Origin of the sequence: Paenibacillus hodogayensis, from assembly GCF_039536325.1 — a bacterium.
Taxonomy (GTDB): domain Bacteria; phylum Bacillota; class Bacilli; order Paenibacillales; family NBRC-103111; genus Paenibacillus_AB; species Paenibacillus_AB hodogayensis.
In genome coordinates this window covers 566,177-584,551 of sequence record NZ_BAAAYO010000001.1, presented here as the reverse complement: position 1 = coordinate 584,551, position 18,375 = coordinate 566,177, and the positions used below count along the sequence as shown (strand labels likewise).

Below are 18,375 nucleotides of genomic sequence, written 5' to 3'. Positions count from 1 at the left end.
AAGCGGATGAAGGGTCAAGGAGAGATTGCCCGATTCGCCCCGTGAGGTACGGCTGATGCCGGGACGGGAGCGAAGGCGGCGGCGCCGAAGGAGTAAGCCGGTCATACGGTGAATCTCTCAGGCAAAAGGACTTGATCCGGACGCATCTCTGGAGAGCGTTCGAACTTTACGGGACGAAGGCGTCGGCAGACGCAAGACGCCGGCCGTGAAGGGAGCGGACCACCCAAGGGGTAACTTGGCGGCGGCACAGCAAGCTTCGGCGCATGAGGGAACTCTCAGGTACAAGGACAGGGCAAAAGGACGTAAGCTTATTTCGCGTATCGCGGTAAGCGTACTTCGTTTTGTTCTGTTCTTTTTTGCGTCTTCCGCCGCCGCCCTTCTGGAGTGAATCGGTCCGCGATGAGGGAAACTAGCGGAACAAACATTTTGCCGATAGGGGTGAGCCTATGTCTTTGAAACAAACTCCGCTGTATGCGGTCTACGCCGGTTACGGAGCCAAAACGATCGACTTCGGCGGATGGGATCTGCCGGTTCAATTCGGCGGCATTCAAAGCGAGCACGAAGCGGTGCGACAGAGGGCCGGGCTGTTCGATGTGTCGCATATGGGCGAGTTTTGGGTAACCGGAGCCGATGCGGAAAGCTTTCTGCAGCGCGTCACGACGAACGACTTGACCCGACTGGAGACGAACCAGGCGCAGTACAGCCTGCTTTGCTATCCGAGCGGCGGGGTCGTGGACGATCTGCTCGTTTACAAGCTGGCTGCCGACCGGTTCATGCTAGTCGTGAACGCGTCGAATATCGACAAAGATTTTGCCTGGCTCAAAGAGCATGTGCAGGGCGACGTCACGCTCGCGAACGCTTCCGAAGAAACGGCGCTTCTGGCGCTGCAAGGTCCGCAGGCCGTCCATATCCTGTCCGGCTTGACGGACGCTCCGGTCGCGGAGCTGAAAGGCTTCCGATTCCTGCCCGACGTAACCGTCGGCGGCGTGCAAGCCCTCGTCTCCCGTACCGGCTATACGGGCGAAGACGGCTTCGAGCTGTACGTAAACGCCGGCGAAGCGGTGAAGCTGTGGGAGCTGCTGCTGGAGGCGGGCCGTCCGCAAGGACTGGAGCCGATCGGTCTCGGCGCCCGCGATACACTGCGCTTCGAAGCGCGCCTGCCGCTGTACGGCCAGGAGCTGTCGGCGGATATCAGTCCACTGGAGGCCGGTCTCGGCATCTTCGTCAAGCTGGACAAGGGGGACTTTATCGGCCGCGAGGCGCTTGCCGAGCAGAAGGCGCAAGGGCTGCCGCGCCGTTCGGTCGGCATCGAGATGATCGACCGGGGGATTCCGCGCTCGCATTATCCGGTCTATTCGCCGGATGGACGGAAAATCGGAGAAGTGACGACGGGAACGCAATCGCCGACTTACAAGCGCAACGTCGGATTGGCGCTGCTCGAATCGGCGTTCGCCGTAAACGATACCGAGGTGCTGGTCGAAATCCGCGGCAAAAAGCTGCTGGCCAAAGTCGTGCCGACGCCGTTCCATAAACGGCCGAAAAACTGATTTTTTATCGCCTATACATCCCCGGCCGGCGGGCAACATTCCCGGACGGGCGACCCGGCGCAATTCTATAGAGGAATTGATCGCCCTATGCCGAAAGGAGCTACCTCATCCATGAAACACCGCTACTTGCCGATGACCGAGCAGGACCGCGCAGATATGCTCGGCACGATCGGCGTCGCCTCCGTCGACGAGCTGTTCGCGGATATTCCCGCGAGCGTCCGGTTTCAAGGAGAATTGAACATCTCCGAAGCTTTGAACGAGCAGGCCATGCTGCGCCACATGCGCACGCTGTCCGGCCGCAACGCCGATTTCGACCGGTACGCCAGCTTTCTCGGCGCCGGCATGTACGACCATCATCTGCCGGTCGTCGTCAACCACGTCATTTCCCGTTCGGAGTTTTACACGGCGTATACCCCTTATCAGCCGGAAATTTCGCAGGGCGAGCTGCAAGCCATTTTCGAGTTCCAATCGTATATTTGCGAGCTGACCGGCATGAAAGTGGCCAACGCCTCGATGTACGACGGCGCGACAGCGCTCGCCGAAGCGGGTGCGCTGGCGCACGGGGCGACCAAGCGCCGGCAAATCGTCGTATCGCGCGCGGTTCATCCCGAAGCGCGGGCCATTCTGAAGACGTCGGCGCGCGGCTTGAACCTGGACGTGCTGGAAGTCGGTTATGCCGACGGAGTGACCCGGCTCGACGAGCTGGCTTCCGTCGTCGGAGCGGACACCGCTGCGGTCATCGTGCAGTCGCCTAACTTCTTCGGCTGTATCGAAGATATTGCCGCGATCGAACCGATTATTCACGGCGCAGGCGGCTTGCTCGTCGTCAGCAGCAACCCGCTGTCGCTCGGCCTGCTGGAGCCTCCGGGCAAGCTCGGCGCGGATATCGTCGTCGGCGATACGCAGCCGTTCGGCATCCCGGCCTCGTTCGGCGGACCTTCCTGCGGCTATTTCGCGGTATCCGACGCCTGGATGCGCCGTATGCCCGGCCGTATCGTCGGCCAGACGGTCGACCGCGACGGCAAGCGCGGCTTCGTGCTGACGCTGCAAGCGCGCGAGCAGCATATTCGCCGCGAGAAGGCGACCTCGAACATTTGCTCGAACCAGGCGCTGCTGGCGCTGTGTGCGTCGGTGTACTTGTCCACGTTGGGCAAACAAGGCATCCAGGATGTCGCAGGCTTGAACGTGCAGAAAGCCCATTATGCCGCAGGCGTATTCCGCTCGCGCAGCAAGCTTGCCTTAGTAAACGAATCCCCGTTCTTCAACGAATTTATCGTGAAGCTGGGCGACGGAAATACGGACGTCTCGGCGATCAATTCGAAGCTGCTGGACCACGGCATTATCGGCGGCTACGATTTGGGACGCGACTACCCGGAACTGAAAGGCCATATGCTCGTTGCCGTTACGGAGCAACGGACCAAAGAAGATATCGAACAGTTTGCCGATAGATTGGAGGAGCTGCTGTGAGTACGACTAGCCAAACGCAAGACGTTATCGCAGGCGCTGCCGCGTCCGAGACGGCGCTGACGGCGCCGGCCGTCAAGCACGACAAGGCGTTAATATTCGAGTTGAGCAAAGCGGGACGTGTCGGCTATTCGCTGCCGGAATGCGACGTGCCGGAGGTGCCAGTCGCCGAGCTGATTCCGCAGAAGCTGTTGCGCACGAAGCCGGCCGAGCTGCCGGAAGTGTACGAGGTGGACGTGATGCGTCACTATACCGCCTTGTCCAGGCGCAACTTTGGAATAGACAACGGCTTTTATCCGCTCGGTTCTTGCACGATGAAATACAACCCGAAAATCAACGAAGACGTCGCACGGTTTCCCGGCTTCGCCAAAATCCATCCGTACCAGCCCGAGGAATCGGTGCAGGGCGCGCTGGAGCTGCTGTACACGCTGCAAAACGATCTGGCCGAAATTACCGGCATGGACCGGGTAACGCTTCAGCCCGCGGCCGGCGCCCACGGCGAATGGACCGGTCTGATGATGATCCGCGCCTATCATGAAAGCCGCGGCGAAACCCGCACCAAAGTAATCGTGCCGGACTCGTCGCACGGCACGAATCCGGCGAGCGCTACCGTAGCCGGCTTCGATACGATTACGATCAAATCCGACGACAGAGGTCTCGTCGATCTGGATGCGCTCCGCGCGGCGGTCGGTTCCGATACAGCGGCTCTGATGCTGACGAATCCGAACACGCTCGGCCTGTTTGAGGAGCAAATCGTGGAAATCGCCCGCATCGTGCACGAAGCCGGCGGTCTGTTGTATTACGACGGCGCCAACTCCAACGCGATCCTCGGCATCGCCCGTCCCGGCGATATGGGTTTCGACGTCGTTCACCTGAATCTGCACAAGACGATGAGCACCCCTCACGGCGGCGGCGGTCCCGGAGCCGGTCCGGTCGGCGTGAAGCAGAAGCTTATCCCGTTTCTTCCGGCGCCGAACGTAGCGCGCAGGGCAGACGGCACGTATTATCTCGATGCGGATTACCCGCAATCGATCGGCCGCGTCAAAGGGTTTTACGGCAATTTCGGCATTCTCGTCCGCGCCTATACGTACATTCGTACGCTCGGAGGCGAAGGGTTGCGGCAAGTATCCGAAAACGCGGTGCTGAACGCCAACTATATGATGAAGCGGCTGGCGCCTTATTACGACGTGCCGTTCGACCGTCCGTGCAAGCATGAGTTCGTCATGTCCGGCAAGCGCCAGAAGAAGCTCGGCGTGCGCACGCTCGATATCGCCAAACGGCTGCTCGACTTCGGCTACCACCCGCCGACGATCTATTTCCCGCTGAACGTCGAAGAGTGCATCATGATCGAGCCGACGGAAACGGAAAGCAAGGAAACGCTCGACGGCTTTATCGATACGATGATTCAGATTGCGCAGGAAGTCGAGGAGACGCCGGACCTTGTCGTCAATGCGCCGTATACGACGGTCGTGAAACGGCTCGACGAGACGCAGGCGGCCCGCAAGCCGGTTCTGAACTGCACGTGCGGATAATAGGGGCAAAGCAGATCAACGCCCGGAACTGCCTGGCATAAGTCTCTTGAAAAAAAGCATCAAGCAAAGCTCATAAAAGCAGCCTCCCTTCGGTATAAGGGAGGCTGCTTTCGTTAGCGAACGGGGGCATGAAGGCGCCCCTATGAGGTCACGGCTTAGTTCTCGATAATGATGCCGGCCAGCTTGAGATTGACAGGGTTTGCAATCGTATCCCCGACTGGGCATTTGCTCTCCAAAAACTGCACGAATTCCTCGACCTTTTCTTTCGCCGAATCGGTTTTGATATGAAACGTATAACGGATGTCGGAATAGCCGGGACGGACGTCGGACTTGTTGAAAAAACCGTCCAGATCGAGATCGCCTTCGATTTCTACGCGGAAGTCGTCAAGCTTCACGCCGAACTTGGGCGCGTACACCCGACCCACGATCGCTTGGCAGGCGCCGAGCGCGGCAAGCAAAGCTTCCACCGGATTCATGCCGGTGTCCGTTCCTCCAAGGCTCTTGGGCTCGTCGATCGTGAGCTCGAATTGCCTGGAGCTGGTTTTTACTTTTACTCCGTCTTGCAAATGCGCGGTTGCTTTAAAGGTATTGACGGCAGCCATTGTGCACTCTCCTTTGGTAAAGGGCTTTCCCGATCTGGATTAACGGAAAAAACTCACTTATCCCCTATGTATGATTGGTATTATATAGACGATCGGTCACGCTGTCAATGATTGTCGAAAACGACCGTCCGGCATGCAAAAACAGCGATTGACGGAAGGTAAGGGATCATTTAATATGAAGTTGTCACTCGAGTGATAAACTATTGATGTGACACATTTACTAAAACTCAAGGAGGGTTTCAAGTGAACAAACACAAAAGCGTTGTGCTCAGCTCGGGCATCTCCATGATGCTGATGCTCTCGGCCTGCGGCGGAACAAGCGGGAAGGGCGGCGACAACGGGACAACCGTCTCCCCGGAGCGCGGCAAGGAGCCGGTGGAGCTTACGATCGTCACGAATGCGGGACATTCGGAAGATGCGTTCAACGCCCGGTTCGGAGACTCGATCCGCAAGAAGTTTCCGAATTACACGATCAAGTACATTCCAAATCAGGCGGTCAAATTCGCCGATCTGGTGCCGACGAACACGCAGGTCGACATCGTGTACGCGGCGATCAACGATTTTATGAACGGTCCGGTCAAGAGCGGGATGGCATACGACATGCGCGAGCTGATCAAGAAGCACGGCGTCGATACGGGACGTGTCGGCATGGATTGGGTAGCAGGTTTAAGCCAGATGTGGGACAATAAAATTTATGGTCTTCCAATTTCATTGGAAGCGCTTACTCTTTTTTATAACAAAGATATTTTCGACAAGTTCGGCGTACTTTACCCGAAGGACGGCATGACATGGGATAATGTGCTCGATTTGAATCAGAAGCTGACCCGGGTGGACCAAGGGGTCCAATATGCCGGCATTACGATTTCTCCCGCACAGCATTTTTCTTTAAGTTCCTTATCAGTGCCTTACTATGATTCGAAAACGGGGAAGTCGACGCTCGGTTCGGAGGAGGCCAAGTGGAAGCTGCTGTATGAGACCATCGCGGTCAAGCCGCTGCAAGCCCCGGGGTACAAGGACAAGGTAACCGCTTTAAAAGGAACGCTGCCTGCCGAGGTGAACTTTCTGAAAGACCGGAGCGTCGCGATGGCGGCTAATCTCGCTCACCTGCCGCTGAATGCGATGGAGATGAAAGAGATGAACTGGGACATGGTGTCCTACCCGACCTACAAGGAGGCCCCCGGGTTAGGCTCGCAGGCCAACTTGCTGCTGTTCGGCGTCACCAATATGAGCAAGCATAAGGATGAGGCGATGGAAGTCATTCAATACTTGTACTCCGACGAATTCCAAACGATCACATCGCGCGACGGCAACATTCCGGCGGTTATCAGCGACGAGCGCATCAAGCAATACGCGCAAAATACGTATTTCAAGGATCGCAATGTGAAAGCCGTCTTTCATTTGAAGTTCGCGCCTCTTTCCACGAGAACGCTGTACGACCCGGATCTGTCGCCTATTTACCGCAAGTACATCAATAACTTGGCGACCGGCGAGATGGACCTGAACTCGATGATGCGTAAAGTCGAGGAGGAAGCGGAAAAAGCGATTACAGCCATTAAAAATAGGTAGTTCGGCGTCGCTGGCTCTCCCAACTGGTACTGCGCCCGGTCTTCGTATGATATACTAGGCGTGAGAAAACCATATAAGCGTAGGGAGACAGGCAATGGACAGGAAAGCTCCGAACGACACGGCTGCGACGCCCGCAAAAAAGATCACGATGAAGCATATTGCCGAATATTTGAATATCGACCGGACTACCGTGTCCAAAGCGATGGCAAGCACGCCCGGCGTATCGGATAAGACCGTAAGAATGGTCAGGCAAGCCGCCGAGGAGCTCGGATACCGCAAGGATATTATCGCCAGCAGCCTGATGACCGGCAAAAATGCGCTGCTTGGCATCGTGCTCGCGGATATGTGGCGCGGTATTTACGCCCCATTTGTGGACAGCTTTCAAAAATCCGCTTACAAGAACGGCTACGGGGTTATTTTGCAGTACGTGGACAAGCGAACCATAGGCGTCCGGCAAGCGATCGAAGTGCTGAAGCAGCAGCGCATATCGGGGGTTACCTTCATCTCCGGAGCGACTTCGGAGGAGGACAATCCCGCTCTGATTGAACTGGCCGAATCCGGGGTAGCCGTCAATACGACCGTTCGCGATTTGCTGCATGACCGGATCGATACGATTCATTTCGATAATCGGAACGCAGGCTATGAGGCCGCGATGCATTTGATCGAGCTGGGTCACCGGAACATTGTGTTTATGGGAGAAAACCGGGTCAACCTGACGATGAGCCAACGGTTCCAAGGCTACAAGCAGGCGGTCGAAGAGAACGGCTTGCCGTCCCAACTCGTGGAAACGCACGAAAACGTGTGGCCCAAAGGGATGGATGTGCAGACCGCGTATCGTCTGGCCAAACAGCTATGGACCGGTCAACCGAAGCCGGATGCGATTATCGGAGGAAACGACAATATCGCCCTCGGGGTGCTCTTCGCGCTGAAAGAGGAGGGGGTTCACGTGCCGCAGCAAGTGTCGCTGCTCGGGTTCGACGATTTGTACGCCATACTGGCCGTTCCTCAGCTTACCTCGATGCGAATGCCGATCATGGAATCCGGCACGACGGCCGTCGAGCTGCTGATGGAGCGTCTGAACAATCCGGCGAAGCAGGCTGAGGCAATAAAGCTGGCATACGAGAAGATTGTGAGAGATTCCACTGCGGCAGCCGTAAAGTAACGGCAGACCCTGGTTGCGTTTTTTTAAATAGTTTATCACTCGCGTGAAATAAATTGGAGGCTTTATCATTATGCTTGTGAATCCTTTATCCTTGACGGATTTTACGCTGGATGGCGAGTACGGAAGTCAGGGAGCAGTTCTGGAACAGGTTGGCATCAATCATTTTCGGCTTACGCTGGGAACCGCCCCTAATCATCCGACTTGGACGAACCGGCCCCAGTTCATCCTGGACCGCAATGCCAAAGGCAACCGTCTGAAGCTGGACGTGATCTCCCCGGTACCGGGCGGAGGCCACTATCCCATGAACGAATACAATTATTCCTGGTCGTACGACAACGAGCATTGGCATCCGATCCGATGGGAGGGCTCCAGTCCGGAAACCAATACCTTTCTGTTTCCCGAATTTACCGAGGATGTCGTTTATTTCGGCCACCAGGTTCCGTTCTCGCCCGAACATCTGGAGCGGCTGGCCGATGGCTGGAGGGACGACCCGCGCGTGACGGTTCATGAACTGGGACGGTCGCTGGGGGGCAGGCCGGTATACCGGTTCGAAATTACCGATCCGGGCAGCAAGATTGCCCGCAACGATCGCGGAGGGCACTATGTCGTCAATACCCATCCCGGGGAACACAATGCGCAATGGCGCATCATCGGCATGATGCATTGGCTGCTTAACGACCCGCAGGCCGTACCCTTTCTGGAACGAACGATTTGTCATTTCGTCGTCATGATGTGTCCGGACGGTCCGAGTCACGGCTGGTACAGAGTAAATGAACAAGGGGTCGACTTGAACCGCAGTTATTCGCTGCCGGCAGCGGACGAAGGGAATCAGGCCCACGAGTCGTACATTTGCCAGCGTGACCTGGAGCGTTTAATCGCCGCTGGAAGCCGTATGGCGACGGTATGGAGCATGCATACATGGGAAGGAGCGGTCGAGCCGATTCTGAACCCCGGTCCCGAATCCGATGCTCCGCCCCGGCACTGGAGCGTCTTGCGCGAGCTGATGCAAAGGAACGATCCGCATGGATACGTGCGTCCGCTGCATATTGCGGAGGAGCCTTTGGGCAAGGCGGATGGTTGGAACGGCGGGCCGCAGCGGCAGTTCGGCGGGGCCGGGGTGCTGTGCGAGGGCGGCGGCGCGCTGCTGACGAAGGAGGAAAACCTTGCATCGGGCGAGGTGATCATGCGGAGTCTCGCGGATTTTTATCGCTGATGGGCTTGTGATCCTATAGCGCCCCTGGTACACAGTCAGAGCTGATGCTGTTTATAAGCTTTGACTGTGTACTTGTCTGTTACAAGGCAGAGGCTAGTCCGTTTCGGGGGGCGATTTGGCCGTGGTATAATGGTCAAAACCTTACATGGCGAAAGGACAAGCCTTTTCATGAACATACGGATTGTTTATATCGAGGACGACCCCGAGATCGGCGCTTGGGTGACCCGGGACTTGTCGGCGCGGGGCTACGAGGTCGTCTGGCTGACCGACGGGGACCGGGCGCTGCAGGAGGCGCAGACGTGCCAGCTTGCGATTCTCGACGTGATGATTCCCGGGCTGGACGGCTTCACCGTCGGGCAAAGGCTCAAGAAGCAGCACTCGAAGCTGCCGATCTTGATGCTGTCGGCGCGGACGTCGATCGACGACAAGCTGCAGGGCTTGCAGTTTGCCGACGATTACGTCACCAAGCCGTTCCATCCGGACGAGCTGGCGGCGCGCATCGAGGTGCTGCTGCGCCGCAGCGGGAACGGGCTGGAGGAGACGCTGACGATCAAGCATCTGGACGTCCGGATGAGCGATAAGACGATCGTGCGCCGGGACACGGGCGAACCCGTCGATTTGACGGGGAAGCAGTACCATATTTTTCATTATTTTTTGCGGCATCTCGGACAAATTCTTACGAAGGAGCAAATTTACGAGGCCGTGTGGGGCGAGCCTTATCTGGAAGGCGATAAGACGGTGATGGTCCATATCCGGTATTTGCGCGAAAAGCTGGAGCTGGACCCGGCCGTCCCGGAAGTGATCGAGACGATCCGCGGCATCGGCTACCGGGTGAGAGCCTGATGCGCAGAGATACGGAATACAAGTGGAACGTCTCTCTGTTGTCCCGCTACCTGCTGCTGCTGCTGGCGGCGCTGCTGTTCGTGCCTGTGGCGATTCCGGCAAGCATCGGAGCGTCGTGGTTCGTTAATCGTTTCTTTTCCGACTCTCCCCTTTTCGGCCGTTTGCCCTACGGAACGGGTTTGGATATCGAACAGGCGTGGCACCGGGAGGCGGCCCGGCTGGCCGGAGCAACGGACGAACAGCTTGAATCCAGGCTGATGGAGCTGAAGCGGCAATACCCCGACGCTTCGCTATTTTGGGTCGATGGCGGGGGCGTTACCCGTCTCCAGCTTCCCGTCCAGCAAGAGCGGCCGGTACGCTGGACGGCGGACGAGGCGATTGCCTTTATGAAGGAACGCGCGTCCCAGGGAGAGGGACCGTTTACGGTAATCGCCTTTATCGGCGGAGAGGCGCGGCAGCACGGCGGATTTATGGTGCTGGAGCTGCCGCGCCGCTTCCTGAAGCGCGGAGCGGTGGAGGGGCAGAGCGACACGGCGCTTTTCGGCTATTTTCTCGTTGCGCTGCTGCTCTTCTTTATTGTGCTGTCGTATTTGTTTTTCCGGCAAATCCGCGGCAGACTGCTGCAGCTCAAAACGGCGATGACCGCCCCGGACGAGACTGGCATTCCCCGGCCGATTCCGGTCGGAAGGCCAGACGAAATCGGCCAGGTGACGAAGGCGTTCAACGATATGGTCGACCAACTGATGCGGAGCAAGGAGCGGGAGCGGGAGGAGGAAGCGCTTCGGCAGCGGCTCATCGGCAGCCTGTCGCACGATTTGCGCACCCCGCTGACGGTGATCGGCGGCCATCTGTTCACGTTGGAGCAAGAGCCGCTGACAGAGACGGGACGCCGCTCGGTCCAACTGATGGCTTTGAAGCTCGGCGACCTGGACCGGCTGCTGGACCATCTGCTGTCCTACAATTTGCTGGCTAACGGCAAATATACGTTGACGCTGCGGCAGGCGGACATGCTGCGGCTCGTCCGGCAAAGCGCCGCGGCCTGGTATCCGGTATGGGAGAAGGCCAGGCTGGAGACGGAGCTGGAACTGCCGGAATCGCCGCTCATGTGGGAGGTGGACGAACAGGCCTTCACCCGCGTACTCGACAATCTGTTTCAAAATGTTGTGCGACACGCCGGTGCAGGCGGATATATCGGCATTTCTATCGTATCGCGCGAGGGTGTCCCAGCGCTGCTGATTGCCGACCGCGGCCCGGGCATCCGGGCTTCGGGAACGACGAAGGGGGCCGGTCTCGGACTCTCCGTTGTCGATCTGCTATTGAAGGAAATGAAGCTGCGCCGGGAGACGGAGAGCACGGAAGCCGGCACGCGGGTGTATATCGTTCCGGAATCCGGCGTTTTTTAAACAAAATTTAACCTTCGCCCGAGCTTCCTTTAACCTGAGGCGGTTAAGCTGGTTGTCGAGGTGATTGATCATGACGCAACCGGTAATCGAAACGATCGGACTGTCGAAAGTGTACGGCGGACGCGCCGCCGTCGATGCGCTGAATCTTCGCATCGGGGAAGGGGACATATACGGATTTCTCGGCCCAAACGGGGCTGGCAAAACGACGACGATCCGTATGCTGCTCGGCCTGATCCGGCCGTCCGAAGGCACGGTGAGCATACTGGGCAAAGACTTGCGCAAGCATAAGCTGGAGGTGCTGCGGCAGGTCGGCTCGCTTGTCGAATATCCGTCCTATTACGGCCATCTGAGCGCGGAGGACAACCTGGAGGCGATTCGCCGCATTCTCGATGTGCCTTCCTCGCGTATAGCCGAGGTACTCGACATCGTCTCGCTGACGAAGGAGGCGCGAAGGGCCGTGCGCGGCTATTCGCTCGGGATGAAGCAGCGTCTCGGCATTGCGGCCGCTCTGCTCGGCTCGCCGAGGCTGCTTATTCTGGACGAGCCGACGAACGGACTCGATCCGTCGGGCATACACGAAATCCGCGAGCTGATCAAGGACATGCCTCGCCAGCGCGGAATAACGGTGCTCGTCTCGAGCCATCTGCTTGGCGAGGTGGAGCAGATGGCCGGCACGGTCGGCATCATCCGTCAGGGGCGGATGGTGTTCCAGGATACGATCGACAATCTGAGGACGCAAGCGCTGCAAGGGATGCGGCTTGTCGTATCCGACCCGGACAAGGCGCTCGCGCTGGCCGAGACCGAGGGATGGGAAGGAACGCTCCGCCATGGCGTGCTGCTTTTCCCCGCGCTGACCGACAGCGACACCGCGAAGCTGATCCGGATGCTCGTCGAATGGGGACACGATATTTACCGCGTCGAGGAGCAGCGCCGGTCCTTGGAGGAGCTGTTCATGCAGATGGTCGGAAAGGACGTGTCGTAAATGTTCGCACGCGCGCTGTCCGCCGATTTTCTCAAAATTCGCGGCAAAGGCATCTGGTTTCTCGTATTTCTCGGTCCCGTCGGATTGACCGTCATGCAATGCCTCCAGTACGTCCTCCGCTACGATTATTTGATGAAGCGGCACGCGGACAACCTGTGGGGCGGACTGATGGGAAATATGGGGGTGTTCGTTCCGATTGCCCTCTACCTCGGCATGACGCTGGTCTGTTCGCTGATCGCCGGAGTCGAGCACCAGACGAGCGCCTGGAAGCAGCTGCTGGCGCTGCCGGTAAGCCGGACCGCCGTCTTTGCCGCCAAGCTGGTTCTTGCCCTGCTGCTGCTCGCCGCCTCCAGCCTGCTGCTCTCGCTCGGAACGCTGCTGCTCGGCTGGGCGCTCGGCTTCGATACGGCTCCGCCTTACGGGGCGCTGCTGAAGATGAGCTTTGCTCCGTATGCGGCCGCACTGCCGATGCTGGCTTTGGCGCTGTGGCTTACGATGACGATCCGCAATCAGGGCGTTCCCGTCTCGATCGGCGTCGCCGCCGCGCTGGTGTCGCCTTTTGTATCGACGCTGCATGCCTGGCTGCCGCTCAATTGGCCCGCTTTGGCGGCGCTGAGAGGACCGCTGTCGTGGCAGATGGCGGCGGCAGGGGCGGGGCTTGGGCTGCTGATCGCTTTGCTCGGGTGGCTGCATTTTAACCGGAAGGATGTGGAATAGGATGCGCCGTTTTCTTCAGGCCGTCGCTTCCGAACGGGTTAAGATGGGACGTCTGTCCGTATGGCTGCTTCTCTCGGTCAGTCCGCTTCTGGCCGCTCTAATCGGGCTGTTGAGCAATCTCGATTCGCCCCAACCGATCGACGATTCGAAGTGGATCGCCCTGTTCGGCGTCATGGGGACGCTGCATGCGGTGTTTATGCTGCCGGTGCTGGCGGGGATTTTGGCCGCCTGGGTATGCCGGTACGAGCATGTCGGGGGCGGCTGGAAGCAGCTGCTCGCTTTGCCGGTCAAACGGACGACGGTGTACGCGGCCAAGCTGGCGGTTATCGTCGGTCTGCTCGGATGCGGCCAGCTGCTGCTGTTGCTGGCGATAACGCTGGTCGGCTCGTTGAAGGGAATCACAGATCCTTTTCCATGGAGCGCGGTGCTACCCAAACTAGCCGGCGGCTGGCTTGCGTGCTTTCCGATCGCGGCCTTGCAGCTGGGGGCTTCGCTCGGCTGGTCGAGCTTCGGCATTCCGCTTGCGCTGAACGTTGCGCTAACCGTTCCCAATCTGCTCATCCTGAATTCGGCCGCCATCGCCCCGTTTTACTTATGGGCACAGCCTTTTCTCGCGATGGCGCCGGTGCAGCTGTCGCACGATGCCTTGACGTTGCCCTTGCTTGAAAGCATGCTGATTACCGGAATCGTCAGTTTTGTCTTGTTTGCGGGCGGGGGCCTGACGTATTTCGTTCGCAAGGATATATCGGGTTGAGGGCGTCAGTATCGCCGAGGCCTTGCTTGCTATGCCGTAGCTTTTTCTCATGCGGTTGCTTGGAGCCGCTGTTCTTGCCAGTTGACATCGAGGCGAATTTCCTCTAAGCTTGTCCATGTGAATGAAATTCATTCTCAATCAGGGGAGAGGAATGAGAGACGCTCATGGTTTTCGGAAGGACAGGTTCAACAAGAAGAGCGGCCGCCCTGCTTGCAGTTATTGTGCTGGCATGCGTCGTTCTGAGCGCTTGCGGGTCGGCGAAGTCCGCGGCTCCAGCTGAGGAAGGCACGCGTACGATCAAGCATGCGATGGGGGAGTCGGTCGTTCCGGCGCATCCGCAAAGAGTGGTCATTTTGACGAACGAAGGAACGGAAGCTTTGCTGGCGCTGGGCGTCAAGCCGATCGCCGCGGTCGATTCCTTTTACGGCAATCCGTGGTACGAGCATATCGCGGCCGACATGGCCGGGGTTAAAAATATCGGCGGCGAATCCCAGCCGAATCTGGAAATTATCGCTTCTTTAAAGCCGGATCTGATTCTGGGCAATAAAATGCGGCAGGAGAAGCTGTACGAGCAGCTGAAGGCGATTGCCCCGACGGTTTTTACCGAAACGCTGCGCGGCGAATGGAAGAGCAATTTTCAAGTGTACGCCGACGCCTTGAATTTGAAAGAGAAGGGCGAGCAGGTCGTAGCCGCCTTCGACAAGCGCATGGACGACTTCAAGAGCAAGGCGGGCGACAAGCTGAATGAAAAAGTGGCGGTCGTGCGCTTCATGGGCGGCAAAACGCGGTTCTACTACGGCAATATGTTCTCCGGCGTTATCTTCAACCAGTTGGGCGTTAAGCGCAGCGATCCGCAGAGCGACAGCAAAGCGTTCGAGGACATTACGAAGGAGCGCCTGCCCGAGCTGGGAGCGGCCGATATCGTGTTTTACTTCACGTACGATCTCGACGGGAAGGGCAAGAAGCAGGAGGAAGAGTGGATCAACGACCCGCTCTGGAAAAACCTCAAGGTCGTGCAGAACAACAAGGTGTACGCCGTCAACGACGCCACGTGGAATACGTCCGGCGGCGTAAAGGCCGCCAATCTGATGCTCGACGACTTGTACAAAATTTACAAGGTCGCGCCGTAACGGAATATGCGTTTTCGCGACCTTAGCAGGAACAAGGACCGTGAAAGAGCAGCCGCCCCTCTGGCGATAAAAGCCGGGGGAGCGGGCTGCTTTTTTTTCGATCAGAAGCTTTTCTTATTCCCGGTCCGGCAGCCAGTACCAGAAAATCGCCACTTCATCGCGAAGGTCGGGAAAGCCCCGGTACAGATGACGATCGAACCCGCCTATGACAAAGCCGCAGCTTTCGTAAAACCGGCATGCTTCGACGTTATTGTTTTGCGTCTCCAGCATGATGCCGGGCATACCGCCGGCCCCTGCCCATTGCTTGGCCTGCTCGATTAGCCGCCGGCCTATGCCGTACCGCCTGTACTTCCTGTCCACTGCGATGTCTTCTACGCAAGCATACCCGTTCCAGCTTCGCTTTAGCATGATCCGGCCGACCGGACGCTCCCCAGCCCAGGCCACGTAAGCCGTGCGATCCGCGTCAGCGAGGCCGCCGGACCCTTCCTCATCCGCGACATCCGCGTCGCCGGAGAACGGCTCGTGCGGATAGCTTTTTTCGCGCCGGTCCGTTTGGCGCACCGTATAGCCGATCCGCCCTTCCTCCAACGTCAGCACAAGCACGGAATCCACGATAAAACGGTCGTCGATGCGGGCAGCGGCATCCCAGTCAACAGCGGAGCATGCCCGGATTTGTATATCCATTTGCGCCCCTCCAGCACTTTTTTTCTTAGTTTACCATACAATCAGGGCTCGTTTTGTCGTTTTCATCTATTCAAACTTGAGTAGTTGAAGTCCTTCTGCTATAGTAAAGCCATAGTCGGCGAAAGGAGAGGGTCCGATCAATGTCATCGATTCGTTTAGTCGTATTGGGCGTCATCCTGCGCAGGGGCATTACGCACGGTTACGGGGTTCATCAGGATCTTGCGGCATGGAGGGCGGAGACGTGGACGAGCGTCAAGCCGGGCTCGATCTACCACGCAATGGAGAAGTTGGAGACCCAAGGCTTGATCCGGGCGGGCGACTCTGGCGACAAGGCCAAGCTGGGGCCGTCGCGTACGGAATATGCGATTACGCCGGAAGGCAAGACGGAGTTTCTGAAGCTGCTGGAGGGGGCCCTCACCAGCAACGAAATCCAGCTGCTCGCGGCGGGCATCGCCTTCATGGAGATGCTTCCACGCGGACGCGTGACGGAGCTGCTGGAGCGGAGGCTGGAAAAGGCTCGGGAAAGCGTCGCTTTCCTGAGAACGCTGCCGACCGAGCCGGTGCCGGCCGACCCTTCCAAGCATCCGGAGCTGGTCGGCATGTGGGTCGGCTATATGGAATATGCCGTTGACGTTACCCGTCATTTGCTGCAGTCCCTTCGGGACGGAAAATACCGATTCGCGGACGAAACGTCCGCATGGGAGGAGAAAACGAATGCTTGAAGCCAAGCTGCACGACGGAAGCCGGATCGCTCTGGACATCAGCGGGGAAGGTCCTGTGCTGCTGCTGCCGGTCAACCCCATGCCGGTTGAAGGACCGCAAGCGGAGGAAATGCGCAAATGGGGAGTGGAACCGGCGCTCGGCCGTATGCTGATCGATGGCCTGAATGACGGCTACCGGGTTGTCGCCTTCGACTACGAAGGCCATGTGATGGCGCATCCGAAGCCGGATACGCTGACGCCGGCCAACATAGCGGGCGATCTGCTGGCGGTGGCCGATGCGGCGGGAGCGGATACGTTCGCTTATTACGGTTATTCCTGGCTGGCGCTGTCCGGCTTGCAGCTCGCGATTAGGACCGGGCGGCTGTCTGCGCTGCTTTTGGGCGGCTATCCGCCAATCGACGGTCCGTACAAGGAGATGCTGAAGGTGACGAGTGCGACACACCGGATGTCGGGCGCTTCCTCATGGGACGGGGCGGCCCCGGCGGCCCAAGCTCCGGACGAGGTCGACTGGTCGACGGTCGAGGTAACCATGAGCGAAGGCCAGACCCAGCAGTTCGTCACCCTTTACGAGCAATTGCAAAGCTTTGACGACCGGGCGGTGCAAGACCGCATCCGCTGTCCGCGTCTGTGCTTTGCCGGAACGGCCGACCGGATCGAATATGGCGAGCGCTGGGGCGATGTCACGGTCGATATCGCGGGACCGCTGGCGAACGGAATCGCTGGGCTGGAGGCGTTCGGCTGGGACGTCCGGCTGCTTGACGGCCTCGACCATACGCAGGCGATGCAGCCTGCCAACGTTCTGCCGCTTATCCGTCCCTGGCTCGATATGTGGCTGACTCGGGCGTAACGTACGCAATCTGTCGCCGCCGCTTGAGGAGCGTTTTTCCGTGCCGCGGTTGTTTGGCACTTCTCCCGCAGAGCGGACCGGCTTCCCCATGCTCATGCTCCGCTCAGACGCCGTTGCGGTATCGCTGCGGCGTCATCCTCATCTTCTGCTTGAAGACGCGGACAAAATACGAAGGGTTCGGGATGCCGACCTTCTCGGCGATTCTGGCGATGGGCAGTTCGGTCGTCTTCAGCAGCAAGCACGCTTCGCGAACGCGGATGGCGGCGATATACTGGTTGACCGTGCTTCCGGTCGCCTGGTGAAACAGGCGCGACAAATAAAAAGGGGACAAGTGCAAGTCTCCCGCCATTGCGTCCAAGCCGATTTCCTCCGTCAAATGGTCATGAATCCATTTCATGGCTTGTTCGGCGTGGTGAAACGGGCGGGTTTGCGGAGGCAACTCCTCCAGCTTCAGCTCGTCCCATATCCATTCGAGCGTCTGGATCACGGACATCAGGAATAGCGCCAGCTGACCGTTCTGCCTTTCCGGGTAGCCCTGGGGGGTAAAATGCTTCCGGCCTTTAGCGAACAGGTCGCTTAAGTAAGGATGGGTAATCACGTGCAGCGGCAGCTTGCGGGTGCACAAGGTGCGAAAAAAATCCAGATACAGGGGATGCGGCTGCAGCAGCCGCTCTACATAATAGGGATCGACGATGAATACCGTGCGGAAAAACGGCTCGTCCGACACCAGCTCGAGCCCGTGCAGCTGGAACGGCTGGATCAGCACCATCGAGCCGGCCTCGACTTGGTGAATCTGGCTGTCAATGACGTGGCGCACGCTTCCCTGGAACGAAAACAGCAGCTCCATACCGGGATGGGCGTGCAGCGGGTAGATTGGGTGCTGCTCTTCCTTGTAACGGTACTTCAGGCTGTTTTGCTGCAATTCGTCGTAATAGAACATACCCCCGGCTCCTTCCCTGCGGTTCTAAGGGACCCTCTGGCTTTGTCTTTATTGTAATTGCCTATTGCCTGAATTGCACTCAGGTACGGCAATTTTTTTGTGGCCGGCTGCTTGTTGGTCGTAAAACCGCAACGGATAAGTCGTTTTATCGGTGTAACATTATGTACAGTTCGGGTACGCTTTTTGTCTATTCGCTGCCACGCGCGATGGGGTGGGCCTTACAAAGGCTCGATGAACTACGAGTAGCTGACCGAGCTTCGGCAAGAC

The 18,375-nt window shown here is 58.3% G+C and carries 17 protein-coding genes and 1 riboswitch; of the genes, 14 read left to right on the top strand and 3 right to left on the bottom strand.

The features are described 5' to 3' along the window. Window positions 1-6: 6 nt before the first annotated feature. A riboswitch (glycine riboswitch) is annotated at window positions 7-143 on the top strand. 303 nt (window positions 144-446) lie between these two features. The 3 genes from gcvT (at window position 447) to gcvPB (ending at window position 4,543) form a co-directional block, all read left to right on the top strand. Beyond that, window positions 447-1,547, top strand: coding sequence for a glycine cleavage system aminomethyltransferase GcvT (gene gcvT / locus ABD796_RS02240; RefSeq protein ID WP_344902164.1), 1,101 nt, complete (start codon window positions 447-449; stop codon window positions 1,545-1,547). A 111-nt stretch (window positions 1,548-1,658) separates the two neighbouring features. Beyond that, window positions 1,659-3,014 (top strand): aminomethyl-transferring glycine dehydrogenase subunit GcvPA, encoded by a 1,356-nt coding sequence (gene gcvPA, locus ABD796_RS02235; protein WP_344902156.1) that lies wholly within the window; start codon window positions 1,659-1,661, stop codon window positions 3,012-3,014. Between the two features lie 56 nt (window positions 3,015-3,070). Further along, on the top strand, window positions 3,071-4,543 hold the full coding sequence (gene gcvPB / locus ABD796_RS02230; RefSeq protein ID WP_344904167.1) for an aminomethyl-transferring glycine dehydrogenase subunit GcvPB: 1,473 nt from the start codon (window positions 3,071-3,073) through the stop codon (window positions 4,541-4,543). Between the two features lie 155 nt (window positions 4,544-4,698). Here gcvPB and ABD796_RS02225 read toward each other — a convergent pair whose 3' ends face one another. Next, the gene (locus tag ABD796_RS02225) at window positions 4,699-5,145 is read right to left on the bottom strand and encodes an OsmC family protein (protein ID WP_344902153.1); all 447 of its coding nucleotides are present in this window, start codon (window positions 5,143-5,145) and stop codon (window positions 4,699-4,701) included. Between the two features lie 243 nt (window positions 5,146-5,388). Between ABD796_RS02225 and ABD796_RS02220 the strand changes: the two genes are divergently transcribed. The 9 genes from ABD796_RS02220 to ABD796_RS02180 all read left to right on the top strand — a co-directional run bounded on the left by ABD796_RS02220 (window position 5,389) and on the right by ABD796_RS02180 (window position 14,915). Beyond that, a complete protein-coding gene (locus ABD796_RS02220) occupies window positions 5,389-6,711 on the top strand; it encodes an ABC transporter substrate-binding protein (RefSeq protein ID WP_344902148.1) in 1,323 nt (440 codons plus the stop codon). A gap of 94 nt (window positions 6,712-6,805) precedes the next feature. Further along, window positions 6,806-7,873 carry a LacI family DNA-binding transcriptional regulator gene (locus ABD796_RS02215; protein WP_344902145.1) on the top strand — a complete coding sequence of 356 codons (1,068 nt, stop codon included), beginning with the start codon at window positions 6,806-6,808 and terminating at the stop codon, window positions 7,871-7,873. 70 nt (window positions 7,874-7,943) lie between these two features. Continuing rightward, a complete protein-coding gene (locus ABD796_RS02210; RefSeq protein WP_344902142.1) occupies window positions 7,944-9,086 on the top strand; it encodes a M14 family zinc carboxypeptidase in 1,143 nt (380 codons plus the stop codon). Between the two features lie 168 nt (window positions 9,087-9,254). Continuing rightward, the gene (locus ABD796_RS02205) at window positions 9,255-9,929 is read left to right on the top strand and encodes a response regulator transcription factor (protein ID WP_344902139.1); all 675 of its coding nucleotides are present in this window, start codon (window positions 9,255-9,257) and stop codon (window positions 9,927-9,929) included. Continuing rightward, the gene (locus ABD796_RS02200) at window positions 9,929-11,332 is read left to right on the top strand and encodes a HAMP domain-containing sensor histidine kinase (RefSeq protein ID WP_344902136.1); all 1,404 of its coding nucleotides are present in this window, start codon (window positions 9,929-9,931) and stop codon (window positions 11,330-11,332) included. Before ABD796_RS02205 ends, ABD796_RS02200 begins: the two co-directional genes overlap by 1 nt. A 70-nt stretch (window positions 11,333-11,402) precedes the next feature. Continuing rightward, window positions 11,403-12,314: an ABC transporter ATP-binding protein gene (locus ABD796_RS02195; protein ID WP_344902133.1), complete on the top strand. Its 912-nt coding sequence runs from the start codon at window positions 11,403-11,405 to the stop codon at window positions 12,312-12,314. Next, a complete protein-coding gene (locus ABD796_RS02190; RefSeq protein WP_344902129.1) occupies window positions 12,315-13,031 on the top strand; it encodes an ABC transporter permease in 717 nt (238 codons plus the stop codon). 1 nt (window position 13,032) lies between these two features. Then, a complete protein-coding gene (locus tag ABD796_RS02185) occupies window positions 13,033-13,785 on the top strand; it encodes an ABC transporter permease (protein ID WP_344902126.1) in 753 nt (250 codons plus the stop codon). Between the two features lie 164 nt (window positions 13,786-13,949). Then, window positions 13,950-14,915 carry an ABC transporter substrate-binding protein gene (locus tag ABD796_RS02180; protein WP_344902123.1) on the top strand — a complete coding sequence of 322 codons (966 nt, stop codon included), beginning with the start codon at window positions 13,950-13,952 and terminating at the stop codon, window positions 14,913-14,915. Window positions 14,916-15,029: 114 nt separating this feature from the next. Here ABD796_RS02180 and ABD796_RS02175 read toward each other — a convergent pair whose 3' ends face one another. After that, window positions 15,030-15,599: a GNAT family N-acetyltransferase gene (locus ABD796_RS02175; protein ID WP_344902120.1), complete on the bottom strand. Its 570-nt coding sequence runs from the start codon at window positions 15,597-15,599 to the stop codon at window positions 15,030-15,032. Between the two features lie 140 nt (window positions 15,600-15,739). Between ABD796_RS02175 and ABD796_RS02170 the strand changes: the two genes are divergently transcribed. Next, entirely contained in the window at window positions 15,740-16,321 is a 582-nt protein-coding gene (locus ABD796_RS02170) for a PadR family transcriptional regulator (RefSeq protein ID WP_344902117.1), read from the top strand. Continuing rightward, a complete protein-coding gene (locus ABD796_RS02165; protein WP_344902114.1) occupies window positions 16,314-17,168 on the top strand; it encodes an alpha/beta fold hydrolase in 855 nt (284 codons plus the stop codon). Before ABD796_RS02170 ends, ABD796_RS02165 begins: the two co-directional genes overlap by 8 nt. A 103-nt stretch (window positions 17,169-17,271) precedes the next feature. Here ABD796_RS02165 and ABD796_RS02160 read toward each other — a convergent pair whose 3' ends face one another. Beyond that, complete coding sequence (locus ABD796_RS02160) at window positions 17,272-18,108, bottom strand: AraC family transcriptional regulator (RefSeq protein ID WP_344902111.1); 837 nt, start codon at window positions 18,106-18,108, stop codon at window positions 17,272-17,274. Window positions 18,109-18,375 lie beyond the last annotated feature (267 nt).